Annotated in this window: 27 protein-coding genes; 16 read left to right on the top strand and 11 right to left on the bottom strand. The window is 72.5% G+C overall.

Annotated features, from left to right (window positions below; all coding sequences use genetic code 11):
• Positions 1-61: 61 nt before the first annotated feature.
• Both SXIM_RS11485 and SXIM_RS11480 read left to right on the top strand, forming a co-directional pair.
• Positions 62-988 (top strand): ABC transporter ATP-binding protein, encoded by a 927-nt coding sequence (locus tag SXIM_RS11485; RefSeq protein ID WP_030735066.1) that lies wholly within the window; start codon positions 62-64, stop codon positions 986-988.
• Positions 989-993: 5 nt separating this feature from the next.
• Positions 994-1,728, top strand: coding sequence for an ABC transporter permease (locus SXIM_RS11480; protein ID WP_046723833.1), 735 nt, complete (start codon positions 994-996; stop codon positions 1,726-1,728).
• 74 nt (positions 1,729-1,802) lie between these two features.
• On the opposite strand, the gene SXIM_RS11475 is transcribed toward SXIM_RS11480, so the two are convergent.
• Complete coding sequence (locus tag SXIM_RS11475; protein WP_043178101.1) at positions 1,803-2,642, bottom strand: SigB/SigF/SigG family RNA polymerase sigma factor; 840 nt, start codon at positions 2,640-2,642, stop codon at positions 1,803-1,805.
• 283 nt (positions 2,643-2,925) lie between these two features.
• On the opposite strand from SXIM_RS11475, the gene SXIM_RS11470 reads away from it, so the two are divergent.
• Positions 2,926-3,339 (top strand): DoxX family protein, encoded by a 414-nt coding sequence (locus SXIM_RS11470; RefSeq protein WP_030735057.1) that lies wholly within the window; start codon positions 2,926-2,928, stop codon positions 3,337-3,339.
• Between the two features lie 102 nt (positions 3,340-3,441).
• The gene (locus tag SXIM_RS11465; protein ID WP_030735054.1) at positions 3,442-4,611 is read left to right on the top strand and encodes a MarP family serine protease; all 1,170 of its coding nucleotides are present in this window, start codon (positions 3,442-3,444) and stop codon (positions 4,609-4,611) included.
• On the opposite strand, the gene SXIM_RS11460 is transcribed toward SXIM_RS11465, so the two are convergent.
• Positions 4,605-5,270: a histone deacetylase gene (locus SXIM_RS11460; protein ID WP_078846888.1), complete on the bottom strand. Its 666-nt coding sequence runs from the start codon at positions 5,268-5,270 to the stop codon at positions 4,605-4,607. The genes SXIM_RS11465 and SXIM_RS11460 overlap by 7 nt on opposite strands.
• Before the next feature lie 58 nt (positions 5,271-5,328).
• Between SXIM_RS11460 and SXIM_RS11455 the strand changes: the two genes are divergently transcribed.
• Both SXIM_RS11455 and SXIM_RS11450 read left to right on the top strand, forming a co-directional pair.
• Positions 5,329-6,198, top strand: coding sequence for a phosphatidylinositol-specific phospholipase C/glycerophosphodiester phosphodiesterase family protein (locus tag SXIM_RS11455; RefSeq protein WP_046723830.1), 870 nt, complete (start codon positions 5,329-5,331; stop codon positions 6,196-6,198).
• Between the two features lie 11 nt (positions 6,199-6,209).
• Positions 6,210-6,611 (top strand): hypothetical protein, encoded by a 402-nt coding sequence (locus SXIM_RS11450; RefSeq protein ID WP_046723828.1) that lies wholly within the window; start codon positions 6,210-6,212, stop codon positions 6,609-6,611.
• Here the strand turns inward: SXIM_RS11450 and SXIM_RS11445 are convergent.
• Entirely contained in the window at positions 6,557-7,597 is a 1,041-nt protein-coding gene (locus SXIM_RS11445) for a phosphotransferase enzyme family protein (RefSeq protein ID WP_046723825.1), read from the bottom strand. The genes SXIM_RS11450 and SXIM_RS11445 overlap by 55 nt on opposite strands.
• A gap of 100 nt (positions 7,598-7,697) precedes the next feature.
• Between SXIM_RS11445 and sigJ the strand changes: the two genes are divergently transcribed.
• Together sigJ and SXIM_RS11435 are read left to right on the top strand one after the other, a co-directional pair.
• The gene (gene sigJ / locus SXIM_RS11440; RefSeq protein WP_046723824.1) at positions 7,698-8,579 is read left to right on the top strand and encodes an RNA polymerase sigma factor SigJ; all 882 of its coding nucleotides are present in this window, start codon (positions 7,698-7,700) and stop codon (positions 8,577-8,579) included.
• 80 nt (positions 8,580-8,659) lie between these two features.
• The gene (locus SXIM_RS11435; RefSeq protein ID WP_030735037.1) at positions 8,660-9,109 is read left to right on the top strand and encodes a carboxymuconolactone decarboxylase family protein; all 450 of its coding nucleotides are present in this window, start codon (positions 8,660-8,662) and stop codon (positions 9,107-9,109) included.
• A gap of 166 nt (positions 9,110-9,275) precedes the next feature.
• Here SXIM_RS11435 and SXIM_RS11430 read toward each other — a convergent pair whose 3' ends face one another.
• Positions 9,276-10,265 (bottom strand): DUF368 domain-containing protein, encoded by a 990-nt coding sequence (locus SXIM_RS11430; protein ID WP_046723822.1) that lies wholly within the window; start codon positions 10,263-10,265, stop codon positions 9,276-9,278.
• Between the two features lie 149 nt (positions 10,266-10,414).
• Here SXIM_RS11430 and SXIM_RS11425 point away from each other — a divergent pair, with 149 nt between their 5' ends.
• Positions 10,415-12,175 (top strand): threonine/serine exporter family protein, encoded by a 1,761-nt coding sequence (locus SXIM_RS11425; protein WP_030735031.1) that lies wholly within the window; start codon positions 10,415-10,417, stop codon positions 12,173-12,175.
• 195 nt (positions 12,176-12,370) lie between these two features.
• Here the strand turns inward: SXIM_RS11425 and SXIM_RS11420 are convergent, their stop codons facing one another.
• The gene (locus SXIM_RS11420) at positions 12,371-12,865 is read right to left on the bottom strand and encodes an inorganic diphosphatase (RefSeq protein WP_030735028.1); all 495 of its coding nucleotides are present in this window, start codon (positions 12,863-12,865) and stop codon (positions 12,371-12,373) included.
• 91 nt (positions 12,866-12,956) lie between these two features.
• Here SXIM_RS11420 and dacB point away from each other — a divergent pair, with 91 nt between their 5' ends.
• The 6 genes from dacB to folE all read left to right on the top strand — a co-directional run bounded on the left by dacB (position 12,957) and on the right by folE (position 20,562).
• Positions 12,957-14,402 (top strand): D-alanyl-D-alanine carboxypeptidase/D-alanyl-D-alanine endopeptidase, encoded by a 1,446-nt coding sequence (gene dacB / locus SXIM_RS11415; protein WP_246156869.1) that lies wholly within the window; start codon positions 12,957-12,959, stop codon positions 14,400-14,402.
• Between the two features lie 242 nt (positions 14,403-14,644).
• Positions 14,645-15,763, top strand: coding sequence for a zinc-dependent metalloprotease (locus tag SXIM_RS11410; protein ID WP_030735022.1), 1,119 nt, complete (start codon positions 14,645-14,647; stop codon positions 15,761-15,763).
• 217 nt (positions 15,764-15,980) lie between these two features.
• Positions 15,981-17,036: a tRNA lysidine(34) synthetase TilS gene (gene tilS, locus SXIM_RS11405; protein ID WP_046723820.1), complete on the top strand. Its 1,056-nt coding sequence runs from the start codon at positions 15,981-15,983 to the stop codon at positions 17,034-17,036.
• Positions 17,037-17,079: 43 nt separating this feature from the next.
• The gene (hpt, locus tag SXIM_RS11400; protein ID WP_030735016.1) at positions 17,080-17,619 is read left to right on the top strand and encodes a hypoxanthine phosphoribosyltransferase; all 540 of its coding nucleotides are present in this window, start codon (positions 17,080-17,082) and stop codon (positions 17,617-17,619) included.
• Between the two features lie 209 nt (positions 17,620-17,828).
• Positions 17,829-19,847, top strand: a complete 2,019-nt coding sequence (gene ftsH / locus SXIM_RS11395; RefSeq protein WP_030735013.1) for an ATP-dependent zinc metalloprotease FtsH — start codon at positions 17,829-17,831, stop codon at positions 19,845-19,847.
• 112 nt (positions 19,848-19,959) lie between these two features.
• Positions 19,960-20,562 (top strand): GTP cyclohydrolase I FolE, encoded by a 603-nt coding sequence (folE, locus tag SXIM_RS11390; protein ID WP_030735010.1) that lies wholly within the window; start codon positions 19,960-19,962, stop codon positions 20,560-20,562.
• Positions 20,563-20,584: 22 nt separating this feature from the next.
• On the opposite strand, the gene SXIM_RS11385 is transcribed toward folE, so the two are convergent.
• The 5 genes from SXIM_RS11385 to SXIM_RS11365 all read right to left on the bottom strand — a co-directional run bounded on the left by SXIM_RS11385 (position 20,585) and on the right by SXIM_RS11365 (position 24,463).
• Complete coding sequence (locus tag SXIM_RS11385; RefSeq protein ID WP_030735007.1) at positions 20,585-20,983, bottom strand: SRPBCC family protein; 399 nt, start codon at positions 20,981-20,983, stop codon at positions 20,585-20,587.
• 63 nt (positions 20,984-21,046) lie between these two features.
• On the bottom strand, positions 21,047-21,853 hold the full coding sequence (locus SXIM_RS11380) for a hypothetical protein (protein ID WP_030735004.1): 807 nt from the start codon (positions 21,851-21,853) through the stop codon (positions 21,047-21,049).
• Positions 21,854-21,936: 83 nt separating this feature from the next.
• Positions 21,937-22,926: an ABC transporter substrate-binding protein gene (locus SXIM_RS11375; RefSeq protein WP_030735001.1), complete on the bottom strand. Its 990-nt coding sequence runs from the start codon at positions 22,924-22,926 to the stop codon at positions 21,937-21,939.
• Positions 22,923-23,771, bottom strand: coding sequence for an ABC transporter permease (locus SXIM_RS11370; RefSeq protein ID WP_078635649.1), 849 nt, complete (start codon positions 23,769-23,771; stop codon positions 22,923-22,925). Before SXIM_RS11370 ends, SXIM_RS11375 begins: the two co-directional genes overlap by 4 nt.
• Positions 23,768-24,463, bottom strand: coding sequence for an ABC transporter permease (locus tag SXIM_RS11365; protein ID WP_043178096.1), 696 nt, complete (start codon positions 24,461-24,463; stop codon positions 23,768-23,770). The genes SXIM_RS11370 and SXIM_RS11365 overlap by 4 nt, the downstream gene beginning before the upstream one ends.
• A gap of 40 nt (positions 24,464-24,503) precedes the next feature.
• Between SXIM_RS11365 and SXIM_RS11360 the strand changes: the two genes are divergently transcribed.
• Positions 24,504-25,634 carry an ABC transporter ATP-binding protein gene (locus SXIM_RS11360; protein ID WP_046725589.1) on the top strand — a complete coding sequence of 377 codons (1,131 nt, stop codon included), beginning with the start codon at positions 24,504-24,506 and terminating at the stop codon, positions 25,632-25,634.
• A 9-nt stretch (positions 25,635-25,643) separates the two neighbouring features.
• On the opposite strand, the gene SXIM_RS11355 is transcribed toward SXIM_RS11360, so the two are convergent.
• Positions 25,644-26,180 carry a DUF3180 domain-containing protein gene (locus SXIM_RS11355; RefSeq protein ID WP_046723819.1) on the bottom strand — a complete coding sequence of 179 codons (537 nt, stop codon included), beginning with the start codon at positions 26,178-26,180 and terminating at the stop codon, positions 25,644-25,646.
• Positions 26,181-26,218: the final 38 nt, after the last annotated feature.

The raw sequence follows: 26,218 nt of genomic DNA, 5'->3' as shown, positions 1-26,218 counted from the left end.
GTAGCGGCCGACTCCCGCAGGCGGATTCGGGGGACACCCGGTCGCTCGTAGCGTCGGTGACATGATCGAGGTACGGGAGCTGACCAAGCGATACGGAGCGCGGACGGCCGTGGAGGGACTGACCTTCACGGTGCGGCCGGGCCGGGTGACCGGCTTTCTCGGCCCGAACGGGGCGGGCAAGTCGACGACGATGCGGATGATGCTGGGCCTGGACACGCCCACGGCGGGCAGCGTGCTGATCGCGGGCCGCACCTACCGCGAACTGCCCACGCCATTACGGGACATCGGCTCGTTGCTGGACGCCAAGGGGGTGCACGGCGGCCGGTCGGCGTACGCACATCTGGCAGGGCTGGCCGCCAGCAACGGCATCCCGCGCCGGCGGGTGGACGAGGTGCTGGCGATGGCCGGCCTGGACGCGGCCACCGCCCGGCGCAGAACCCGTGGGTTCTCCCTGGGCATGGGGCAGCGGCTGGGCATCGCGGCGGCGCTGCTGGGTGATCCGCGGACCCTCCTCCTGGACGAGCCGGTCAACGGGCTCGACACCGAGGGCATCCGGTGGATCCGGGACCTGATGAAGTCGCTGGCGGCGGAAGGGCGCACGGTGTTCCTGTCCAGCCATCTCATGAGTGAGATGGAGCTGACGGCGGACCATCTGATCGTGATCGGGCGCGGGCGGCTGCTCGCGGACACCTCGGTGCGGGAGTTCATCGAGGCCAACTCGCGGGCCCACACCGTGGTGCGGGCAGGCGAGGGAGCGGGGGAGGCGGAGCGGCTGCGGGCCCTGCTGGAGGGCGAGCCCGGGGCACGGGTGCGGCTGGACTCCGGTGGCGGCTGGCTGGTGGAGGGTCCGGCCCCGGCACGGATCGGAGAGCTGGCGCGGGCCCACGGCGTGGCGCTGCGGGAGCTGACGCCCCGGCGCGCCTCGCTGGAAGACGTCTACACGGAGATGGCGCGTTCGTCCGTGGAGTTCGGGGGAGTGGGCCGGTGAGGGGGATGCGGGCAGCGCTGGCCCACGAGTGGATCAAGTTCCGCAGCGTCCGCTCCACGGTGTGGACCGCCGTGGTGATGGCGGTGCTGCCGGTCCCCGGCGCGGTGTTCGTCGCGGCCACGGAGAGTCTTCAGCCGGACGACACGGTGCTGGGCGGCGCGCTGACGCTCTCGGTCCCGGCGATGATGCTGGCGGCAGTGGTCGGCGCGCTGGTCATGAGCGGCGAGTACAGCAGCGGCACGATCCGCACCACCTTCGCAGCGACACCGCGGCGGCGCACGGTGCTCGGGGCGAAGGCCGTGCTGGTGGCGGGCGGTCTGTATCTGCTGGCACTGCCGTCCGTCAGCTGCGCCTATCTGGTGGGCGGCGCGCTGCTGGGCGACGGGTACGCGCACGGCGACCCGATGCCAGCACTGTTGGGGGTGGCGGGTGCCTTCTCGGTCGCCGGGCTGCTCGGTCTCGCGGTGGGCACCCTGGTACGGCACTCGGCGGGGGCGGTGACCACCGTGCTCGGGGTGCTGCTGCTGCCCTCGCTGTTCGGTCCGCTGTTCGGCGACGCGCAGCGCTGGGTGGCGGGCATATCGCCCACGGCGGCGCTGGAGAAGCTGACCCAGACCTCCGACGCCACGGCTGAGGCGGTGGGGTCCCTGGCGGCCTGGCCGTCCCTGGCCCTGGTCGGCGGGTACACCGTGCTGCTCCTGCTGGCGGCCGATACGGCTCTGGGCCGCAGGGACGCCTGAGCGCGCGCTGCCGGGCTCCAGCCGATGCGCCGCCCGGCACACCGCCCCGCCCGGTCGACGGGCAGAACCGGGTGTCATTCCCGCTCCTCGCGGTCCTCCTCGATCTCCTCCTGGAGGCGCTCACAGATGCGGGTCAGCAGCCGGGAGACATGCATCTGGGAAATACCCATCCGGTCGGCAATCTTGCTCTGTGTCAACTCGTCGAAAAAACGGAGATACAGAATGTGCTGGTCCCGCTCGGGAAGACAGCGGAGTTTCGGTTTGACCGCTTCCCGGAAGACCACCTGGTCATATCCGGGATCAGGTACCCCCAGCGTGTCCTTGAGGGAGTAGCCGTCATCCGTGCCCGGGAGTTCCGCGTCGAGGGACAGCGGACTGTAACTCTCCAGCGCCTCAAGGCCGGTCATGACCTCCTCGGGGCTCAGCCCGCTGAACTCGGCGAGTTCCGCCACGGTGGGCCGCCGGTCATCGGGGCGGCATTCCAGCTGGCGGCTGGCGGCCCGCACCTGATTGCGGAGTTCCTGGGTGCGGCGCGGCACGTGCACACCCCACAGGTGGTCGCGGAAGTGGCGTTTCACCTCGCCGACGATCGTGGGCACCGCGAAGCTCTCGAAGGCGCTGCCGCGCCCCGGATCGTAGCGGTGCACCGCCTTGACCAGGCCGAGGGCCGCCACCTGCTCCAGGTCCTCCAGGGCCTCGCCCCGGTCGCGGAAGTTGCGGGCCAGCCGTCCCGCCATCGGCATCCAGGCGCAGATCACCTCCTGGCACAGCTCCTCCCGCTCGGGGCAGTCGGGCAGGGCGGCGATGCGGTCGAATTGGCGAGCGGTGTCGGGGGCGTCGTCGTGCGGATGGCGTCCACGCCGCCGCCGGGGGGCGGCAGCGGTGTGCGGGGTACTCCGTGCGGACGTGCTCATGGCACCTCCCTGAGGTCGAGGGCAGTCAGCCGGCTACTCTCTGTTGTTTCCGCAAGATACTGCGGCGGAGCCATTCCCCCGGGGATCCCCCCTGCATCCACGGCACTTTCTGCCCATGCCCTACCGGTGCGGGCATAAACGCCACCCCCCACAAAGTCCCGGAAGAATGGGGAAGATTTCCGCTGAAGGTGCGGAGAGCGGCGGGCCGCTATACGGTGGTTGCTGCCCGGCTCCATCCCCGATCCCCGCTCGTTCCTCCTCCGCTTTTCTGGAGGTTTTCGGCATGGATATTCTCGTACTGATCGGCCGGATTCTTTTCGCGCTGCTGTTCCTCGGATCCGCTTTCAACCACCTGTCGCAGAGCAGAGCGATGGCGGGTTACGTCGAATCCAAGGGCCTGCCCTCGGGTGAGAACCTCGTACGCGGCTCCGGCATCCTCATGCTGCTCGGCGCGCTGAGCGTCGCCTTCGGCATCTGGGCCGACCTGGGCGCGCTCCTGCTGGTCGTCTTCCTGGTCCCCACGGCGTTCCTCATGCACGCCTTCTGGAAGGAGAGCGACCCCGGCACCCGGCAGAACGAGATGACGCAGTTCCTCAAGGACATCTCGCTGGCCGGCGCCGCCCTGGCGCTGCTGGGCCTGTTCGCCATCGCCGGCCACAAGGTGGGCCTCACCTTCACCGGGCCGCTCTTCGGCTGACGCGCGCCGCGCACCGCCCGCGCGGACACACGGTCACAAGGAAGACATCGGGAACCAGCAGGGCATTCACCCACGTTTCCCATCATGACGAGAGGGGCCCCGGTGAATCTGCTCGACGTCATCCTTGTGATCGCCGCGATCGCCTTCGCCATATCGGGGTACCGGCTGGGCCTGGTCGCCGCCCTGATCACCCTCGCCGGGTTCGTCGGGGGCGCGGCGATCGGGGTGTGGCTGCTGCCGCTGGCCGTGGAACACATGGCGCCGGGCACCCTCACCGTCACCCTCACCGCCCTGCTCCTGGTACTGGTGCCCGCCGCCATCGGCCAGGCCCTGGCCGGGGCGCTCGCCGTGCGGCTGCGCGACGGCCTCACCTGGACCCCGGTGCGCTGGGCCGACGGAGCGGGCGGCGCCGTGCTCAACGCCACCGCCGTCCTGCTGGTGGCCTGGATCGCCGCCAGCGCGCTGATCAGCTCCCCCTACCCCGGGCTCAACCAGGCGATCCGGGAGTCCCGGGTGCTCACCGGTGTGCAGGACCGGATGCCGGCCCAGGCGCCGACCTGGTTCAGCCGGGCCGCCGGCGCGCTCAGCGAAGCCGGCTTCCCCCGGGTCTTCAACCCCTTCGAACGCGACGCGTCCGCCCTCGACACCTCCACCGTGCCGACGGCCGACGAGGTCCCCGCCGCCGCCCAGCAGGCCGCCGAGGACAGCACGGTCAAGATCGTCGCCACCTCGGGGGACCAGATCCAGGAGGGCAGCGGCTTCGTCTTCGACGACGGACTGGTGATGACCAACGCCCATGTCGTGGAGGGCGCCATCACCCAGACCGTGCAGGTCGGCGGCTCGGGCGCCGCCCAGGGCGCCGATGTGGTCCTCTTCGACCCCGAGACCGACGTCGCAGTCCTCCAGGTGACCGGACTCACCGCCCCCGCCCTCGACTTCGCCGGGGAGGCCAAACGCGGCGACAAGGCGGTGGTGGCCGGCTACCCCGAGAACCAGGGCCTGGACCTCCGGGGCGCCACCGTCGCCGGCCGCACCGATGCCCGCGGCCAGGACATCTACGGCACCAACGTCGTCACCCGCGACGTCTACACGTTGCGGGCCAACGTCCGCCCCGGGAACTCCGGCGGCCCGCTCCTCACCTCGGACGGCAAGGTCTACGGCATGGTCTTCGCCCGCTCCTCCACCGATGCCGACACCGGCTACGCGCTGACCGCCGACCAGATCAGACCGCAGGCCAAGGAGGCGTCCCAGAGCGCCGGCACCGGTCACTGACCGCCCGGCAGCACCGCCTCCACCGCCGGCGCGGACCAGTGCCCGGCCGCCCCCGGGCAGGACGCCAGAAAGCGCGCGACACGCGCCACCGGCCAGCCGTGCGCCTCGGCGATGCCCGAGCCCAGCTGCCGCAGATACGGCCCCGTCGGCGCCACCGGCGGCACCTCGTGCAGCCCCCACGGCGCCGTGAACGTCAGCAGCGGCAGCCCGTCCAGCGTCCCGGCCCGCACCAGCGTCTCGTACCGTCCCGGACCGAGCCGGTCCCGGCCGTGCCGCAGCACCCGGCGCAGGTCCAGCTCCGTCCCCGGCGCCCGGAACATCTCCTGATGCGCGATGTCCGAGAACTGGCCCGCCGTCAGCAGATAGGCCCGCGCCGGGATCTCCCCCGCCACCGCCGGATCGTAGAAGGCCCGGCCGCCGCCCCACACCGGTGACCGCGTGGCGAAGTACAGCGCCCCCGGCAGCATGACGCCCACGGTGCGCTCCGGCGGGCGCGGATCCCGGCAGCCCGGGTACGTACGGTCGCCCCCGTCCGCCGAGCGCCCGCCCCGCAGATACGCGTCCAGCCGCGCCCGGTGCGTATTGGAGCCGTACGCCACGTACCACAGCCGGGAAACAACCGGGGAAGGCTCGTCGAACTCCGCCTCGGACCCTGTCACCACTGCCTCCTCCGCACGATACTCAGCCAGGCCGTACCCCCCGCGTCCTGGAGGAACCGTGGCCCATCCCAGCAGGCGGCTCGCCCTCACCGCCACCGCCGGCGCGCTCGCCGTCCCCGCCCTCATCGGTGCCCGCCCCACCCCGCCCGCCGAACCCCCCTTCGCGCGCCGCGCCCACGCGCACAACGACTACGAGCACCCCCGCCCGCTCCACGACGCCCTCGACCACGGCTTCGCCAGTGTCGAGGCCGACATCTGGCTGATGGGCGGTCAGCTCCTGGTCGCCCACGACGAGAGCGACCTCGATCCGGCACGCACCCTCCAGTCCCTCTACCTCGATCCGCTCGCCGCCCGCATCCGCGCCAACGGCGGCTCGGTGTACCGCTCCGCGCCCCGGCAGTCCCTGCAACTCCTCATCGATCTCAAGACGGCGGGCGAGCCCACCTACCGCGCGCTGTCCCGGGCGCTGCGCCCGTACCGGTCGATCCTCGGCTCGGCCACCGCCGCCGGGCGGGTACGGCGCGGGGCGGTCACCGCCGTCGTCTCCGGGGACCGGGCGGCGCGCGCCCCGATGGAGGCCGAAGCCGTCCGGTGGGCCTTCTACGACGGCAGGACCGAGGACCTGGGCGGCCCGGCGCCGGCCTCCTTCATGCCGCTCATCAGCGGCAACTGGAACACCTTCTTCCGCTGGCAGGGCACCGGACCGATCCCGGCCGCCGAACGCGCCGCGCTGCACGACCTCACGGCCCGCGCGCACGCGGCCGGGCAGACCGTCCGGTTCTGGGCCACCCCGGACGCGCCCGGCCCGGCCAGGGACGCGGTGTGGGGTGAACTCCTGGCCGCCGGTGCCGACTGGATCAACACCGATGACCTGCCAGGGCTCGCGGCCTTCCTGCGCACCCATGACGCTGTCAGTGGCGGCCGCTAACTTCGGGACGCATGACGATCCCCGCGGTCATCCCCATCCAGCACGAGCCAGGCCACCGCACCGACACCATCGGCCACTACCAGCACGGACAGTTCTTCGCCTCCGTCACCGCGACCCTCGACGAGCAGGAGAGGCGCTGGTACGCCGTGCTCCACCTGTTCGACGGGGCCGGCCGGCACCGTTCCTCCCGGATCGAGGCCACGTGCACCGCGGCCGACGGGCTGACCCGGCTCGGCGACTGGCTGGCGGCGCTGCCCGGGCGCCGGTTCGCGGACATCGCGATAGGCCCGTTCTCCGTCCACCACGAGGGGCAGTTGTTCGGCCTCGTGGTGGAGGAGGACCGGGAATGGGCCGAGCTCTACCCCGACCGGCTGGGATTCTCCGCACCCTGGGACGGCCTGTACGACACCTGACCCGGGGAGGCCAGCGCCTGGTCCAGCAGGCCGGTGGGCGACAGCACGCTGCGGACGATCTCCAGCGCCTTGGCGCGCTCGCCCTCCGGCAGCCCCTCGCGGTCCAGCACCTGGGCCGCGGGGACCGCCACGTCCTCCAGGGCACGCACACAGCGGTAGTACGTCAGCCGGTCCGCGTCGAGATCGGCCGGGCCGTACCCCTCGAAGAACCACGTGCGCTGTTCGTCCGTCACCTGCGCGAAGGGCAGTACACCGCCCAGCACGAACAGCAGGTCCTGTTCGGGCGCCGCGCACACCGCGTCGTCCCAGTCGATCAGCCACACCCGGTCACCGTCCCCGAGCAGCACATTGCCCAGATGCGGATCGGCGTGGCAGATCACCCCCGGCGCGGCCCGGTCGGTGGCCGCGGGACGCAGCGCGCCGGCCCGGGCCACCAGCGCGGCCAGCCGACCCGACCCCTCCCGCCAGGCATCGGCCAGCCCCCGCACCAGCGGATCGCCGGCCGGCGCCGGCGCGGCCCCGGACGCGGGCAACAGCCAGCGCTCCAGCGCCCGTACGGCGTCGGCCATCGGTCGGTGGCTCTGCGCCGGCGGCATCCCCGGCGGCACCGGCGCGGCGTGCACCCGCGCCAGCAGCCGGCCGAACGCCCGCCAGTGCCCGGCACCCATCGGGCCCTCCAGCGCCGGGGTGCCGTCGATCCACGGCACCACCGACAGCCGGCGCCCGGTGCGCACGCTCCACCACCCGCCGCGCCGGGCGGGCAGCGGCCCCGGTACCCCCGGCACCTCCTCCGCCGCCAGCAGCCCGGCCACTCGCGGCCCCGCGGCGGAACCACCTCCGCTCAGCTTGACCGCGTACGCCGCGCCCTCCTGCGTACGCCCGCGCCACAGCCGGGCGTTCTCATCGGCGCCGCCCGCCACATCCTCCAAGGAGACAAGGCCCACCCCGAAGTCGGCCCGCACCCATCGCCGTACCTTCTCCTCCATCACAGGAACAGGCTCCCATGGCGCGGGGACCGGCCGGGCGGTCGGCGCCGGCCCCCCGGAACCCGCCGCCCCGAAAGCGCCGTGACGCTACCGTGGGGCGATGCCGAGCCTCCTGGACAGCGCCGTGTGGGCCGAGCACCGGGCGGCGGTGTTCGGGGCCGCCTACCGGATCCTGGGAAGCGTCGCGGACGCCGAGGACATCGTCCAGGAGGTCTGGCTGCGCGCCCACCGCGCCGATCTGTCGCAGGTGCGGGACCTGCGCGCGTGGCTGGTGACCGTGGCCGCCCGGCGGTCCTACGACGAACTGCGTTCGGCCCGCGCCCGCCGCGAGACCTATGTCGGCCCGTGGCTGCCCGAGCCGCTGCTCACCGGCCCCGACGCCGCCGAACCGGTGCTGCTGGACGAGCTGGTGTCCACCGCCGTGCTCCTCGTCATGGAGGAGCTGACCCCCTCCGAGCGGGTGGCCCTGGTCCTGCACGACGCCTTCGGGCTCGCCTTCGCCGAGATCGCCCCCGTCCTGGGCGGCACCCCCGCCGCCGCCCGGCAGCACGCCTCCCGCGCCCGGCGCCGGATCGCCGCCGCCCGCGAGCGGCAGGTCACGGCCGACCGCGCCGAACACGCCCGCGTCCTGGCCGCGTTCCGGTCCGCCTACGAGAACGGGGACCTGCCCGCCCTCGTGCGGCTGCTGCACCCCGACGCCGTCTACCTCACCGACGGCGGCGGCCAGGTGCGCGCCGCCCGCAAACCCATCACCGGCGGCGCCCGGATCGCCGAGGTGCTGCTGCGCGTCGCGCGCCGCCGGTTCGGCGGCGCAACGCGCGCCTTCCGCCCCATCGAGGCGGGCGGCGAACCCGCCCTGCTCGTCGTCCACGCCGGGCGTCCCCTCTGCGTGGACACCCTGAGCGTCGAGGACGGCCGCATCACCGTCCTGCACCGGCTCCTCAACCCGGACAAGCTCCGCCACCTGCCGCCCGGACTGTGACCGCCGTCACTGTCACATCCGCGGGACCCGCCCCGTCTCCCTGCCGACAGCACCACCCACCAGCGAGGGAGCAGCGACCCATGTCCCGTCTGAACATCGCCGAGGCCGCCCCGGCGTCCTACCAAGCGCTCATCCGCAGCCAGCGCGCGGTGCACGACAGCCCGCTCGACAACGCGCTCTGCGAACTGGTCAAGATCCGTGTCTCGCAGCTCAACGGCTGCCTGTTCTGCATCGACATGCACACCACCCAGGCCCGCCGGGACGGCGAGAGCGAGCAGCGGCTGCACCACCTGGCCGCCTGGCACGAGTCCCCCCTGTACGACGAGCGTGAGCGTGCCGCGCTGGCCTACGCCGAGGCCGTCACCCGCTGCGAGAACGTCGGCGACGCCCAGTGGGCCGATCTGCGCGCCCGCTTCCCCGCCGAGGAGGAACTGGGCCACCTGGTCCTCCAGGTGGCCCTGATCAACGCCCTCAACCGGCTCGCCGTCCCGCTGCGCACGGAACCGCTGCTCGGGTCTCCCATGGCGTGAGCCGACCGTGTGGCCGGTGACCGGACGCACGGGGGCAGCGGTCAAGAGCCGCCCGCCCGGACCGGTCGCCGCCCACGCGGCGCACGCCGGAGCGGCCCCGCGCACGAAAAAGGTGGCGGCCCCGCCCCCTCGGGGGGCAGGACCGCCACCACGGTCTGCTCCGTCGTCACACCCGCGCGTGCCGGCGGCGCGCCCGCTGCGCGGGCGGCGGGGTGCAGTCCCCGTCGTCGTGCCCGTCCCCGGCCGCCGCGGCCGCCCGCTCCTTGCGGTGACCGATCACCAGCACCGTGGCCACCACCACGAAACCGGCCAGCCCCAGCGCCAGCGTCAGCGGCACACCCTCGGTGGGCGCGTACAGCGAGGTGTCGTGCTCGTCCTCACCCTGCCAGGGCCACAGCGCCCGCAGCGCGCCCGCCATCACACCGGTGAGGATGACCAGCGTCACCCGGTGGAAGTTCTCCAGCAGCCAGCGCAGCACCTTCACAATGAGCGCCAGACCGACGAGCAGTCCGCCCATGAAGACGCCGAGATAGCCGAAGTCACGCTCGTTCAGCGCCTCGATCGTCGGCTCGTACATGCCGAGCGCCAGCAGCAGGAACGACCCGGAGAGCCCCGGCAGGATCAGCGCGGAGACGGCGATCGCGCCGGAGAAGAACACCACCAGCATGTTGTCCGGCGACACCGAGGCCGACAGCGACGTCAGCCAGAACGCGGCGCCCGCGCCCACCAGCGCCAGCGGCCACTCGCGCAGCCCCCAGTGCCGCCCCGAGCCGCTGAACGGCACCCACAGCGAGGCCAGCACCAGGCCGAAGAACACGGCGTACGCGTACTGCTTGTGGTCCGTCACCAGCGGCGCCAGCAGCGCGCTGGACAGCAGCAGGCCCACCACCATGCCGATCATCAGCGGCACGATCATCCGCCAGTCGGCCTGCCGGAACTCGGCACCGGCCCGGCGCAGACCCTGCCCGCGCGGCACGTCCGCGATGCCCAGACGTATCGCGCTCGTCACATGGCTCGCCCCGGCGATCAGCCGTTCGTAGACGCCGACGATCAGCGCGACCGTGCCCCCGCTGATCCCTGGCAACGCCTCCGACGCTCCGACCAGGGAACCTTTGAAGGCATCGGCCACACGGCTGCTGCTGGCTTGCTTCGCCATGAATCTCCACTCTCGGTATACGCCGGGCATGGCGGAAGGCGCCCTGGGGCGCTCTTGAGGCGTTGCGGTGAGGAACATCCTATGCTTCGCATCGTGGGTCCCTCAGTGGGGCCAACCCCACAATTCCGGGAGGCGAGGAGAGCAGCGGAGTGGCCGGCGAGCACAAACGATTCGGCGAGGACGGCGAGGGTGGCGAAGGCGATCCGCGGCGTCTGACCACCCCGCAGCTCATCCCCGTGCTGCGCCCCGAAGGCTACGCCCACCCGCAGCCGGTGCCCGAGGCCGACGACCACCCCACCTCCGAGTTCGCGCTCCCCGAGGGCCTGGCCAGGCCGCCCGCGGCCGAGCCGGAAGAGGAGGAGGCCTCCGGGTTCACCGTCCCCGAGGGCCTCACCACCAGCGCGCCCGTCGAGGAGCGCAGCGAGTTCCGCACCCCCGGCGGGGCCACCCCGCCCAGCGGTACGGCTCAGCTGCCCGTGACGCTGCGCCGCGCCGCGCCCGGGATTCTGTGGCAGGACCGGATGCGGTCCATCGTGCGGGCCGCCCCCACCACCGAGCGCATCACCCCGGAGCTGCCGCCCTCCCGCGCCGACGAGGAGGCGGGCGAGCAGCCGGCCGTGCCCCGGGTGCTGGATCTGACGCTGCGCATCGGCGAGCTGCTGCTGGCGGGCGGCGAGGGCGCCGAGGACGTGGAGACGGCGATGTTCGCGGTCGCCCACGCGTACGGCCTGGACCGCTGCGACGCCACCGTCACCTTCACCCTCATCTCGATCAGCTATCAGCCCTCGCTGGTGGACCCGCCGTTCACGCTCAGCCGTACCGTGCGCCGCCGGGGCACCGACTACACGCGGCTTGCGGCCGTCTTCCGGCTCATCGACGACATCTCCTCCGGCGAGGTGACGATGGAGGAGTCGTACGGCCGGCTGGCGACCATCCGGCGCAACCGGCACCCGTACACCAAGTGGCAGCTGACCTTCGCCAGCGGACTGCTGGCGGGCGCCGCCTCCACCCTGGTGGGCGGCAACTGGGTCGTCTTCCTGCTGGCGATGGTCGGCGCCATGCTGGGCGACCGGCTGGCGTGGCTGGCGTCGGGGCGCGGGCTGCCGGAGTTCTACCAGTTCGTGGCCGCCGCCATGGCCCCCGCCCTGATGGGGGTGGGCTGGGCGGCCGGGCACGACAACGCCGCCGGGAAGATCCAGGCGGCCGCCATCATCACCGGCGGCCTGTTCGCGCTGATCCCGGGACGGGCCCTGGTGGCCGGCGTGCAGGACGGGCTGACGGGCTACTACCTGACCGCCTCCGCCCGCCTCCTCGAAGTGGTCTATCTGATCGTCGGCATCGTGTGCGGGGTGCTCGCGGTGCTGTACCTGGGCGAGGTGTCCGGCGTCAGCCTGGAGCCCGAGGTGGTGGTACGGCACAGCCGGCCCGTCATCCAGCTGTGCGCCGCGCTGCTGCTGTCCCTGACCTTCTGCGTCCTCCTCCAGCAGGAACGCTCCACCGTGCTCGCCGCCACCGTCAACGGCGGGATCGCCTGGCTGATCTACGGCGCGATGCGGGACACCGGCGGCCTGTCACCGTTCGCGGCCACCGCCGTGGCGGCCGGACTCGTCGGCCTGTTCGGGCAGTTGCAGTCGCGGTACCGGTTCACGTCCTCGCTGCCCTACGTCACGGCCGCCATCGGGCCGCTGCTGCCGGGCTCCGCCGTCTACCTGGGGCTGCTCGGCTTCGCACAGGGCCAGGTCGACACCGGCATCCAGAACCTGCTGCTGGCGGTCTCGCTGGCGCTCGCGATCGCCATCGGGGTGAATCTGGGCAGCGAAATGGCCCGGCTCTTCATCAAGACGCCGGGCCAGACCACTCCGCTGTCCCCGCTGGGCAGGCGGGGAGCCAAACGGACGCGCGGGTTCTAGGGCCTGTCTGACACATGGCGCCGGTCGGGCCCGCGTTGTCTGGTGCTGGGGGCACCTCCCGGCCGAAGGCTGGGGGAGCATCGCAAGGCGGAGGGGCGTCCTCGTAGTGGGCTACTTGGGCGTCTCGACAACGCAGCGAGGTGCCGTGCCAGGCGACGCGGGCCAGGCGGGATGTGTCAGACAGGCCCTAGCCGCTCAGTGCTCGCCGCCCTGCTCCGCGAGGCGCTTGTACGAACGCTCGATCTCGGCCTCCGCCTCGACCCGGCCCACCCAGTTGGCGCCCTCGACGGACTTGCCGGGCTCCAGGTCCTTGTACACCTCGAAGAAGTGCTGGATCTCCAGGCGGTCGAACTCGCTGACGTGGTGGATGTCCCGCAGGTGCTCCATCCGGGGGTCGGCCGAGGGCACGCACAGCAGCTTGTCGTCGCCGCCCGCCTCGTCGGTCATCCGGAACATGCCGATGGCGCGGCACTGGATCAGGCAGCCGGGGAACGTCGGCTCGTCCAGCAGCACCAGGGCGTCCAGCGGGTCCCCGTCCTCGCCGAGGGTGCCCTCGACGAAGCCGTAGTCCGCCGGGTAGACGGTCGAGGTGAACAGGTGCCGGTCCAGGCGGATGCGGCCGGTCTTGTGGTCCACCTCGTACTTGTTCCGAGAACCCTTCGGAATCTCGATGGTGACGTCGAACTCCACAGGGGGCTCCTTAAGCGATCTGTGCTGGCTACAGGGGTTAAGTTTCCCTCACGCAAGTGTGTGCTCGCGAAAGGGGCTGGTCGCTGTGCCGGTGCGGTGGTCAAGAGCGGTGCATGTGGCGCTGGGCGCGCCCACCCGGCGGCTGGTCACCGCGGCCGGAGCCGCGGGTCTGGCAGCCGCCGCGCTGACCGTCGCGCTGGCCGGACCGTGGGACTCGGGACAGCGTACGGCCGAACGGCAGGCCGCCGCCGGGCTGGCCGCCGAACGCGAGGTCGCCGACCTGGAGAAGATCGTCGCCGGCCTGCCCTCCGCGCCACCCGTCCTGGACCCGCTGGGCGAACGCGTCTCGGGCTCGGGCCCGGACGCGGTCACCGACCTGAGCGGGGTCCTGTCCCCCCTGAACGACGCGGCGCTGGGCGGCGGCGCCGCCGTCTCGGTGGTCGACATCGCGGACGGCACCGTGCTGTACGCCTCCGGCCCCGGCACCGGCAGGACCCCCGCCTCCACCGTCAAGCTCGTCACCGCCGTGGCGGCGCTCCAGGCCCTGGGCCCCGACCACCGGCTGTCCACCACCACCGGCTGGGACGAGGCCGCCCGGCGGGTGGTGCTGGTGGGCGGCGGCGACCCGACGGTGATGGCCGAGGACTACCAGGCGCTCGCCGAGGAGACGGCCCGGGCGCTGGCGGAGCGCGGCGTCGGCGAGGTGAGCGTGGGCTACGACCTCTCGCTGTGGGACGGCGGCGAGGCACTGCACCCGATCGGCTTCAACGACAACATCGCCGCGCTCACCGCCCTTCAGGTCAACGAGGGCCGGCTGGACGGCTCCACGCACGGCCCGACCGTACGCTCCACGGACCCGGCCGCGGACGCGGTCCGCACCTTCACCGGCGCGCTGTCGGCCGCGGGGGTGACGGTCGTGGGGGAGCCGGCCGCCGCGAGCGGCCAGGACACCGAACGGCTGGGCCGGCACCGCTCGGCGCCGCTGTCGGTCCTGGTGGAGCGGATGCTGACGTACAGCGACAACGACCTGGCGGAGGCGCTGGGCCGGGCGACGGCGCTCAAGGCGGGACAGCCGGTCACCTTCGCCGGGGTGGGCCGGGCGATCACCGACGAACTCGCCGGGCTCGGACTGCCGATGGACCAGGTGCGCATCGCGGACGCCAGCGGCCTGGACCGCGAGGGCGTGGTCACCGCGCAGTTGCTGACCGGTGTGCTGACGGCCGCGGCCGACCCCCGGCGGCCCGAACTGCGGCCCGCGCTGACCGGGATGCCGGTGGCGGGCTTCACCGGCACGCTGACCGGCCGTTACGGGGCCGGGGCGGACGCGACGGGCGGCGGCACCGGGGACGGCGCGGGTGTGGTCCGGGCCAAGACCGGCACACTGACCGGCGTCAACACCCTGGCCGGCACGGCCGTCACCGCCGACGGCCGGGTCCTGGCGTTCGCCTTCCTGGCCAACGAGACGCTGGACGCGAACGCCGCCCAGAACGCCCTGGACGCGGCGGCGACGGGCCTGGCGACCTGCCACTGCGGTTAGACCGTCCCTTTCGCACCCTCACGGGGCCGCGCCTCCGAAGGCCGGGGCACCGCCGGACCGCACCGGACGGACCCCGTCCGGTGACGTCGGGCCGACCGCTCCCGGCCCTCCGGGGCCGCCCGTCCCCCGTACGGCGCAGTCCCCTCCGGGCCCGCCCCGCCCCGCCCCACGGCGGTGAGGGGGGCCAGGAGGGGGCGGGCGGCGGCTACCGGTCCCGGGGGCAGCGCCGTACCGTGGGGCGCATGACGAGTTTCGGCGGTGGCGGTACGGATCTGGTCGACTGGAATCTCGCCGTGTCCACGGCGGCCCGGATGACGCGGCCGGGGCCCGAGGTGAGCCGCGACGAGGCCCGCGCAGCCGTCGCCGAGCTGCGCAGGCACGCCGAGGCGGCCCAGCTGCACGTGAACGGCTTCACCGGCCTCGACAACGGGGCCGCCGACACCCCGGTGCTGGTCGTGGACCGCCCCGGCTGGATCCGCGCCAACGTCGCCGGATTCCGCGAACTGCTCTCCCCGGTGATGGTCCGGATGCGCGAACGCCGCTCCGCCGTCCCCGGCGGCGCGGCCCTGACCGCCGTCGGCTCCAAGGTCACCGGCGTCGAGGTCGGGATGCTGATGTCCTTCCTGTCCTCCCGGGTGCTGGGCCAGTACGAGACCTTCGCGCCGCCCACCGCCGGTCTCCCGGCCCGCCCCGGCGGCGGCCGGCTGCTCCTGGTCGCCCCCAACATCGTCCAGGTCGAACGCGAGCTCGCCGTCAAGCCACACGACTTCCGGCTGTGGGTGTGTCTGCACGAGGAGACCCACCGCACCCAGTTCACCGCCGTGCCGTGGCTGCGCGACCACATGGAGGGCGAGATCCAGGGCTTCCTCAAGGAGTCCGACGTCGACCCGGGCACCCTGGTGGAGCGTTTCCGGCAGGCCGCCCAGTCCGTCACCGGCCGCGCCCCCGAGTCCGGGGCCGACAGCGGGCGCGGCCTGGTCGATCTCGTGCAGACCCCGCGCCAGCGCGAGATCCTCGACCGGCTCACCGCCGTGATGTCCCTGCTGGAGGGCCACGCCGACTACGTCATGGACGGCGTCGGGCCGGCCATCGTGCCCTCCGTCGCCGAGATCCGGGAGAAGTTCACCCGCCGCCGCGCCGCCGGCGCCGGGCGGCTGGACCGGGCGCTGCGCAAGATGCTGGGCATGGACGCCAAGCTGCGCCAGTACCAGGAGGGCGAGCGGTTCGTGCGCACCGTCGTGGAGCAGGCCGGCATGACCGGCTTCAACAAGGTGTGGACCTCGCCGAACACCCTCCCCACCAAGGAGGAGATCACCGACCCGGAGAAGTGGGTGGCCCGGGTGCGGCCCGCCGCGGGGTGAGCCACGGGCGGCCCGGCTCGGTGGCGGACCGGCGGGCCCGGCGGCAGGCATACGCACCGATATCACTCGTACGAGGGACCGTCGGGCGATAGTTGGCGTGCGATGCTCGGGTACCAGGGCTCCTCTGTCACCATTTACGCACCCAGCGTGACATTGCTCCCCGAGCCCCCACCCTCCCCAGCTCCCCCGAGCTTCCCCAGGAAGAAGTGATTCGGACATGGGTCCCCACCCCGCGGTCGCGGCGATACGTCTGGCAGTCCGCCGTGTGCTCCACGAGCTGCTGCACGAAGCCCCAGGCCCCTCCCCACTCGATCCGCCGCACCACCCCCCGCTCGTCCTGGTCGCCGCCTCCGGTGGCGCCGACTCCATGGCCCTGGCCTCCGCGCTCGCCTTCGAGGCCCCCCGGGCCGGCCTGCGGGCCGGCGCCGTCACCGTAGACCACGGCCTCCAGGACGGTTCCGCCGCCCGCGCCGCCGAAGTCGCCGACCGCCTCACCGCCCTCGGCCTGACCCCCGTCGACATCGCCGCCGTGACCGTGGGCCGCTCCGGCGGCACCGAGGCCGCCGCCCGCACCGCCCGCTACCGGGCCCTGGACACCGCCGCCGACCGCCACCACGCCGCCGCCGTGCTCCTCGGCCACACCCGCGACGACCAGGCCGAGACCGTACTGCTCGGCCTCGCCCGCGGCTCCGGCGTCCGCTCGCTGTCCGGGATGGCCGCCGTCTCCGGCGGCACCGCGGGGCACACCGGCCGCTACCGCCGCCCGTTCCTGGGCATCGACCGGCAGACCACCCGCAAGGCCTGCCTGGTGCAGTCCCTGCCCGTGTGGGACGACCCGCACAACACCGACCCGTCCTACACCCGCTCCCGGGTCCGCCACGAGGCCCTGCCCATCCTGGAGAAGGCCCTGGGCCGCGGCGTCGTCGAGGCGCTGGCCCGCACCGCCGCCCTCGCCCGCGACGACGCCGACGCACTCGACCTGTGGGCCGCCGACGCCGAGGGCACCGCCACCGCCGAGGACGGCACCCTCGCCATCGCCGCGCTCGCCCCGCTGCCCCCGGCCGTACGCCGCCGGGTGCTGCGCCGGGCGGCCGTCGCGGCGGGCGCCCCGGCGGGTTCGCTCTTCGCCCGGCACATCGAGGAGACCGACCGGCTCATCACCGACTGGCACGGTCAGCGGCCCCTGAACCTGCCCGGCCGCGTGGAGGTCGCGAGGCAGGGTGGCAGACTGGTTCTCCGGCAGGCGGACCGAGCAGACGGGGCGGACCGCTGAGAGCGGCAAGCGGCAGAGAGTGACGCGGGTGCACGAGAAGGACATGGGCGCGGACCTGGAGTCGGTGCTCATCACCAAGGAAGAGATCGACGCGAAGCTGGCGGAGCTGGCCGCGAAGATCGACACGGAGTACGCGGGCAAGGACCTGCTCCTGGTCGGGGTGCTCAAGGGAGCGGTGATGGTCATGGCGGACCTCGCCCGTGCCCTGTCCTCGCCCGTCACCATGGACTGGATGGCGGTGTCCTCCTACGGCGCGGGCACCCAGTCCTCCGGGGTGGTGCGGATCCTCAAGGATCTGGACGCCGACATCAAGGGCCGGGACGTCCTGATCGTCGAGGACATCATCGACTCGGGGCTGACCCTGTCCTGGCTGCTGTCGAACCTCGGTTCGCGCGAGCCGGCGTCGCTCAAGGTGGTGACGCTGCTGCGCAAGCCCGACGCGGCGAAGGTCGACATAGAGGTGGAGTGGGTCGGCTTCGACATCCCGAATGAATTCGTGGTGGGATACGGCCTGGACTACGCCGAGAAGTACCGGAATCTCCCCTTTGTCGGTACGCTCGCGCCGCACGTCTACCAGGGCTGAGCGGACCGCGCGGAACGCATCGGGGCCGTCCGGCGTTGCGTGTTTATGGACAAGCGGCCATATCCCACTGTCCCCGGCGCCGCCGGAGGGCCGCTTTGGGGTACGGTCGCGGTTGAACGAGACGTAGGACACCGCCGCGCACAGCGGATCCCAGCCGGGGGCTGTGCCTCTACATGGCAGGAGGGACGGGGCCGCACCGCCCCGTGTGAATAGACGTGAAGCGCTATTTCCGTGGGCCAGTGATGTGGATCGTACTGGCCGTCCTTGCCGTGGTTCTGCTGATGCAGGTGTTCACCTCGTCCGAGGGCTACAAGAAGGTGGACACGGGCAAGGTCGTCCAGGCGATCGCCCAGAACCACGTCCAGTCCGCCGAGCTCACCACCGGCGACGAGCAGACCATCAAGATCGAGCTGAAGAGCGGCCAGGAGATCGAGGGCACCACCAAGGTCCAGGCCAACTACATCGACGGTCAGGGCGAGAACCTGGCCGGCACGCTCCAGGACAAGCTCGCCGCCGGCGACCTGGAGGGCGGCTACACCGTCTCCCCGAAGTCGCAGAACCCGTTCGTCGGGATGCTGCTGTCCATCCTGCCGTTCCTGCTGATCATCGTGGTCTTCCTGTTCCTGATGAACCAGATGCAGGGCGGCGGCTCCCGGGTCATGCAGTTCGGGAAGTCCAAGGCCAAGCTGATCAGCAAGGACACCCCGAAGACCACCTTCGCCGACGTGGCCGGTTCGGACGAGGCCGTCGAGGAGCTCCACGAGATCAAGGAGTTCCTCCAGGAGCCGGGCAAGTTCCAGGCCGTCGGCGCCAAGATTCCCAAGGGTGTGCTGCTGTACGGCCCGCCCGGTACCGGCAAGACGCTGCTGGCACGCGCCGTGGCCGGCGAGGCCGGGGTGCCGTTCTACTCGATCTCCGGCTCCGACTTCGTCGAGATGTTCGTGGGTGTCGGCGCCTCCCGGGTCCGTGACCTGTTCGAGCAGGCCAAGGCGAACGCCCCGGCGATCGTCTTCGTCGACGAGATCGACGCCGTCGGCCGGCACCGCGGCGCCGGCATGGGCGGCGGGCACGACGAGCGCGAGCAGACCCTCAACCAGCTGCTGGTCGAGATGGACGGCTTCGACGTCAAGGGCGGCGTCATCCTGATCGCCGCCACCAACCGCCCCGACATCCTCGACCCGGCGCTGCTGCGGCCGGGCCGGTTCGACCGGCAGATCGCGGTCGACCGTCCCGACATGCAGGGCCGTCTGGAGATCCTCAAGGTTCACCAGAAGGGCAAGCCGGTCGCCCCGGACGTCGACCTGGGGGCCGTCGCCCGGCGTACCCCCGGCTTCACCGGCGCCGATCTGAACAACGTCCTCAACGAGGCGGCGCTGCTGGCCGCCCGCGGCAACGCCAAGCTGATCGACAACAAGTTCCTTGACGAGGCGATCGACCGCGTCGTGGCCGGTCCGCAGAAGCGCACCCGCATCATGAGCGACAAGGAGAAGATGATCACCGCGTACCACGAGGGCGGACACGCCCTGGTCGCGGCGGCCTCTCCGAACAGCGACCCGGTGCACAAGGTGACGATCCTGTCCCGCGGCCGGGCGCTGGGCTACACCATGGTGCTGCCGGAGGAGGACAAGTACTCCACCACGCGCAACGAGATGCTGGACCGGCTCGCCTACATGATGGGCGGTCGCGCCGCCGAGGAACTGGTCTTCCACGACCCGACCACCGGCGCGGGCGACGACATCGAGAAGGCGACGGGCACGGCGCGCTCGATGGTCACCCAGTACGGGATGACCGAGCGGCTCGGCGCGATCAAGTTCGGCTCCGACCAGTCCGAGCCCTTCCTGGGCAAGGAGATGTCCCACCAGCGCGACTACTCCGAGGAGGTCGCCGGGCTGGTGGACGAGGAGGTCAAGAAGCTGATCGAGACCGCGCACAACGAGGCGTGGGAGATCCTGGTGGAGAACCGGGACGTGCTCGACAACCTCGTGCTGGAGCTGCTGGAGAAGGAGACCCTCAACAAGGAGGAGCTCGCGGAGATCTTCCGCCCGGTCATCAAGCGTCCGGCCCGCCCGGCGTGGACCGGCTCCGCCCGGCGCACCCCCTCGACCCGGCCCCCGGTGTCCGTCCCGGTGAAGAACGTGCAGCTGGCCAACGGCAGCGGCGAGAACGGCACCACCTCCCTGGAGAAGGTCATCGGCACCGAGCCGGGGGAGCGACCCGGCACCGAGTGAACCTGGTCACCACGTCGTACCGGCCGTGCCCCCCACGCCTTAGGCTTGGGGGCACGGCCGTTCATTCGGGCCGATCAGCCGCATTGCCTGACAGAAACAAGGCGGGAAGTACATGACGGACCCGGTGACGGCGCAAGCGGGCCAGATGGGCACGTTCGACGAGAAGCGCGCCGAGAACGCCATCCGTGAGCTGCTGATAGCGGTCGGCGAGGACCCGGACCGCGAGGGACTGCGGGACACCCCGGCCCGGGTGGCCCGGGCCTACCGGGAGATATTCGCCGGGCTGTGGCAGGAGCCGGAGGATGTGCTGACCACCACCTTCGACCTGGGCCACGACGAGATGGTGCTGGTGAAGGACATCGAGGTGATGTCCTCGTGCGAGCACCACCTGGTGCCGTTCGTGGGCAAGGCCCATGTCGGGTACATCCCGTCCTCCAGCGGGAAGATCACCGGGCTGTCGAAGCTGGCCCGGCTGGTGGACGTCTTCGCCCGCCGCCCGCAGGTGCAGGAGCGCCTGACCACGCAGATCGCCGACTCGCTCATGCGGATCCTGGAGCCGCGCGGGGTGATCGTGGTCGTGGAGTGCGAGCACATGTGCATGACGATGCGCGGGGTCCGCAAGCCGGGCGCCAAGACCACCACCTCGGCGGTACGCGGCCAGCTGCGGGACGCGGCGACCCGTGCCGAGGCGATGAGCCTGATCCTCTCCCGCTGAGCGGCCGAGGAGCGGCGCCGGGCTAGCCGCGTTCCACGATGCCCTTGAGGGTGGCCAGATCGGCCTCGACCATTCCGGCGTCGCGGCGGAAGTCCTCGGGGGTGGTTCCCGGCTGCCGGCGCAGGGTGAAGACCACCTCGCAGGTGTCCTCCTCGTCCGGGATCACGCGCATCGGGTTGAGGACCGTCTCGCCGCTCGGCAGGGTCACCTCGTGGTCGAGCACACCGAACGTGTTGCGCGGGGCGAAGGCCACCTCCACCCGGCCCATGGGGGAGGAGGTCGCGATCCACCGGCCTTTGATCAGTTCGATGGAACCGCCGAGTCCGGCGGCCCAGGCGGGCAGATTGACCGGGTCGGCCGCGTAGGCGTAGACCTCGTCGGCGGCGCGGTCGATGTGGATGCTGAGGTGTGTCGACTCCATGCCGGTCACGCTATCCAGCGGCCGGTGGCCCGGCCTTGAACGAAACGGCCGCGCCGCGGCGTCTCAGCGCTTGGCGGTGCGCGGCTTGCCGAAGAAGTCGAACCCGCCGGCGGGCTCGGTGCTCTCCCGGCCGGCGCCGGGAGGCGCCCCCTGCGGCGGCACCGCCACCGGCGGTGCGGGCCGGGCGGGCGCTGCGTCGGCTGTGCCGGGGGACTCGGCCGCCCCGGCCTCCCGCGGTTCGCGCCGCCGCTCCTGCTCCCGGTTCTCCTGCTGCCGGTTCTCCTCCTGACGGGCGCCGTTGCGCGACAGCTTGCCGAGCGCCTCGTACGCCTGGAGGTAGGTCAGCTGCGACGGCGCGCCGCCCGAGGTGCGGTGGTCGGTGGCCCGGGAGGGCAGCGCCTTGGCCGGCTCGGCCGCCTCCAGCGCCAGCTGCCGGCGGCCCTCCAGCGCCTTGGCCCGCTCGGTCTCGGCGTTGGCGTACCGGCGCAGCAGGTCGGCGTGTTCGGAGCGGAGCCGGCCCAGTTCGATGCGCTTGGCCCTGACCTTGGCCTCCAGGGTGGAGACCAGTTCCTGGGACTCCTCCAGCTCGGCCTGCTTCTCCTCGATCTGCCAGCTGATGCCGGCCTTCGCGGCACGTTCGCGGGCGACCTTGCGTCCGGCCTCCAGATCCCAGCGGCGCAGCAGGAGGGCGGCGCTCACGGCGGCCGCCGCGGCCAGCGCGGTCAGGGAGCGCAGGACGACGATCGCGCCGTCGCTGCTGCCGGTGCCCACGAACCAGGCGGCGCCGGCGCTCAGTACGGCGGCGCCGCCCAGCGCGGCAGGAATCAGCACCCGGTGCAGTGGTGCGTTGCGGTGACGTCCACGTGCCATGCCCGAAACTTACCGTGACGCCCGGGGCTGCCGGGACCCACCCGGCGGACCGTTCTCAGGTGGTTACATTCCGCTGTGGTGGCTCAGTGGCTCAGCAGCCCCTTGTCGTGCAGGTAACTCCCGGCCACGTCAACCGCTTTGAGGCGCTCGGAGTCCACCTGGCGGTTGAGTTCGATCAGATCGTCGGTGGTGAGGGTCCCGGTGAGGCGGTTGAGGGCGGCGGTGATCTTCTCGTCGTCGCCGATGCCGGAGTGGAGCACGGGCAGCAGATTGTCGGCGAGTTGGAGGTTCTGGTCGTCCTCCAGCAGCACCAGGCCGAAGTCGTCCAGGGTGGCGTCGGTGGTGGAGACCAGCACCAGGTCGTCGGTGCCGTCCTTGACGGCCTGCTTGGCCTGGACGGTGCCGACACCCTTGGGGTCTATGCCGGTGATGTCGATGCCGTAGACGTCCTCAAGACCCGGCTGGCAGAACGGGCGTTCGGAGCATTCATCGCCGGCCGCCAGCTTGATCGGCAGCCCGGAGGCACCGAGGTCGGAGAGCGTGGTCAGCCCGTGTTCCTCCGCGAACTCCCGGGTGACGGCGAAGGCGTTCTGGTTGACGGCCTCGCCCGGCTCCAGCACGGTCAGCCCGCGCGGGGTGGCCAGTTCGCGCAGCGCGTCCACGGTGGCGACCGGGTCGGAGGAGGCGATCAGCGGGGCGCCCTCGCCGTTGACCCGGGCGTTGAGGAACTCGGCCAGGGTGGCGGCGTATTCGGGCACGATGTCGATCGAGCCCTTCTCCAGCTCCGGCGCGTACAGTTCGCGGCTCTGCACCGTGATGACCTCGGTGGTGTAGCCGGCGTCCGTGAGCAGCTGGGAGTACAGCTCGGCCATGATGGTGGCCTCGGTGAAGTCGCCGCCGCCGATGGTGAGGGTGTCGGCGGACTGCGAGGTGTCCTGGTCCCCGCCGCCACCGCCTTCCGACTCCAGGCTGTCCCCGCCGCCGCACGCGGTGAGGGCCAGGGCGAGCGCGGCGCTGCCGCAGGTGGCGCCCAGCAGCCGGCGCAGGGAGGTACGGGGGGTGGTCGCGGTCACGTGTCTTGCCCTTCGACGGTGGATGGTGCCCGGCCCGGGGCCGGACGGTTGCCTGGGGACGTCTTCGTCAGGGAGGCGCCCGCCGCGGCCGGTGCCGGAGCGGCGGGAGCCGGCTCCGGCGGGGCCTCCGGGGACTTGCGCGGACCGGCCGGGGCCGCGCTGGTGCGGCGGCGCCGGGGCGAGCGGGGGTCGAGCAGCCGCTGGAGCAGTGCCATCAGCCCTTCGACGGCCAGCGCCAGCAGCGCGACGAGGATGGCGCCCGCCACCACCTGGGAGGTGCGGTAGGTGGCGAAGCCGGCGGTGATGATCCGGCCGAGACCGCCGCCGCCGGGCAGCGCGGCCAAGGTGGCGGTGGCCACGATCTGGACGGCCGCGGTGCGCACCCCGGTCATCAGCAGGGGGAAGGCGAGCGGGAGTTCCACCCGGGCCAGGATCTGGCCGCGCGACATGCCCATGCCGCGCGCGGCCTGCACGATGTCCCGGTCGGTGCCGGCGATCCCCACGTAGGCGTTGGTGAGCAGCGGGGGCACCGCGAACAGCACCAGCGCGATGAGGGTGGGGAGTTCGCCGTAGCGGGCGAGCGGGGTGAGGGTGAGCAGCACCAGCACGGCGAAGGTGGGCACGGCGCGGCCGACGTTGGAGATGTTGATGGCCACCGCCCCGCCGATCCGGCGGCCGCCGCCGTGGCCCAGCCACATGGCCAGCGGCAGCGCGATGGCGCAGGCGGCCAGCAGGGCGAGGGCGGTGAGATACAGGTGCTCGCCCAGCCGCTGGGTGATGCCGCCGTCGCCGCTCCAGTGCGCCGCGGTGGTGAGCCAGCTCCAGGCCCCGGTCATGGCGTTCACGCGACAGCGCCCTTCGACGGGCCGGCGGCGGCCCGCGACCAGGGGGTGAGGGCCCGCTGGACGCCGAGCAGCAGCAGATCGGCGGTGACGGCGAGCAGGACGCACAGCACGGAGGCGGTGAGCACCTCGGCCTTGAAGTAGCTCTGCATGCCGCTGTAGATGAGGTTGCCGAGCCCGCCGTGGCCGACGATGGCGCCGACGGTGGTCAGGGAGACGGCGGAGACGGTGGCGATCCTTATCCCGGCCATGACGGCGGGCAGGGCCAGCGGCAGTTCGACGGTGAGCAGCAGCCGTCCGCGCCCGTACCCCATGCCGAGCGCCGCCTCCCGTACCTCGGCGGGGACCGAGCGCAGCCCGGTGAGCATGTTGCGCACCAGCACGGTGAGGGAGTACAGCACCAGGCCGCACACCACGACCGACATCGACAGGCCGAAGAAGGGCAGCAGCAGCGCGTACATGGCGAGCGAGGGGATGGTGTACAGGACGGTGGTCAGCCCCAGGAGTGAGCCGGCCGCCGGCCGCCAGCGGCGGGCCAGCAGGGCGAGCGGGAAGGCGACCGCGACGGCGATGGCGATCGCGGAGGCCGTGATGGCGAGGTGCTGCACGGTGGCGTCGGTCAGCTCCTGGCCGCGGGTGCGTACGTACTCCCCGCAGATCCAGTCGTTCGCCACCAGACAGCTCTTCGCACTCATGTCCATGACCCTAGGCGGTAAACCTGACAAACTCATGAACATGCTGCTCTTCGACCACGTCACCAAGCGCTACCCGGACGGCACCCGCGCGGTGGACGATCTGTGTCTGGAGGTGGCGGAGGGCGAACTGGTCACCCTCGTCGGGCCGTCGGGGTGCGGCAAGACGACCACCATGAAGATGGTCAACCGGCTGGAGGTGCCCACCTCCGGACGCGTCCTGCTGAACGGTGAGGACATCGCCGGCCACGACCCGGTGCGGCTGCGGCGCCGGATCGGCTACGTCATCCAGCAGGTCGGCCTCTTCCCGCACAAGACGGTGCTCGACAACACCGCCACCGTCCCCGTCCTGCTGGGCGAGCGCCGCACGGCGGCCCGGCGGCGCGCCGCCGAACTGCTGGAACTGGTCGGCCTGGACCCGGCCGTGTACGGCGGGCGCTACCCCGACCAGCTCTCCGGCGGGCAGCGGCAGCGGGTCGGCGTGGCGCGGGCCCTGGCCGCCGACCCGCCGGTGCTGCTCATGGACGAGCCCTTCGGCGCGGTGGACCCGGTGGTGCGCGAGCACCTCCAGAACGAATTCCTGCGGCTGCAGGCCGAGGTGCGCAAGACCGTGCTGTTCGTGACGCACGACATCGAGGAGGCGGTACGGCTCGGGGACCGGATCGCGGTGTTCGGGCAGGGGCGGGTCGAACAGTTCGACACCCCGGCCACGGTGCTCGGCGCGCCCGCCAACGACTACGTGGCGTCCTTCGTGGGCAGTGACCGGGGGCTCAAGCGGCTGTCGGTGACCCCGGTGGAGACCGCCGATCTGGAGCAGCCGCCGGTGGTCCATCTGGCCGATCCGATGGCGCTGGCCTGCGACCGGATGCGGGCCGAGGGCGCCCGCTGGGCCGTGGTGCTGGACGAGCACGACGGGCTGCACGGCTGGGTGCTGATACCGCCGGAGGGCGCGGGACCGCAGCCGGAGGGCACCGTCGCCGGGCGGGCCCGGCGGATGGAGGCGTGGCTGCCGGTGGGCGCCTCGCTGAAGCAGGCGTTCGCCACGATGCTCCAGTACGACGCGGGGTGGATCGCCGTGCTGGACGGTGACCGGTTCCTGGGAGTGCTCACCCCGGCGAGCCTGCACGCCGCGCTGCGGCGCTCGGTGCAGGAATCGGCGGCCGTCGAGGTGTAGCGGGGCGGATCAGATGGGGGAGCCCATCGGTCCGCGCCGGTCGCGGTGGTCGTCGTCGCCGTTGCCGTCCGGGAGCTTGCAGACCCGTTCCAGGTACAGGGCGGCGGCGCACACCGCGACGCCCGCGACGACGGACAGGCCCGCGTACAGGGCCTGTTCGCGGCGGTTGGGGACCTCCATCCGCTCCAGCAGCAGGAACAGTCCGAAGCCCCCGTACAACCCGGCCACCAGGGACGAGACGAGCGCGCTCGCCTGGCCGAAGACCACCGCGCGGGCCGCCACGAGTGGCTCCACCGGGCGGGCGCCCTCGCGGCTCCCCCAGCCTTCGGCCGGGCGGTGCCCCCAGGTGCGCTGCGCCCGCAGCCGGGCGCGCAGGGACAGCGCGGTCGCCAGCAGGACGGCGGCGATCAGCGCCAGGACGACCGGGGCGAGCAGCGGGACCGCGGGCAGCGTGCCCAGCGCGTCCCACAGCCCGGCCCCGGCCCAGCCGAAGGCGAACGCGGCGGCGAACAGACCGGCCAGATTTCTGATCCGCAGTTGATTCACCGCTGTGCGTGCCCCTCGTCCGTCAGCTGTTCCGTGCT

Origin of the sequence: Streptomyces xiamenensis (genome assembly GCF_000993785.3) — a bacterium.
Classification (GTDB): domain Bacteria; phylum Actinomycetota; class Actinomycetes; order Streptomycetales; family Streptomycetaceae; genus Streptomyces; species Streptomyces xiamenensis.
This window is presented reverse-complemented; position numbering and strand designations above follow the sequence as displayed.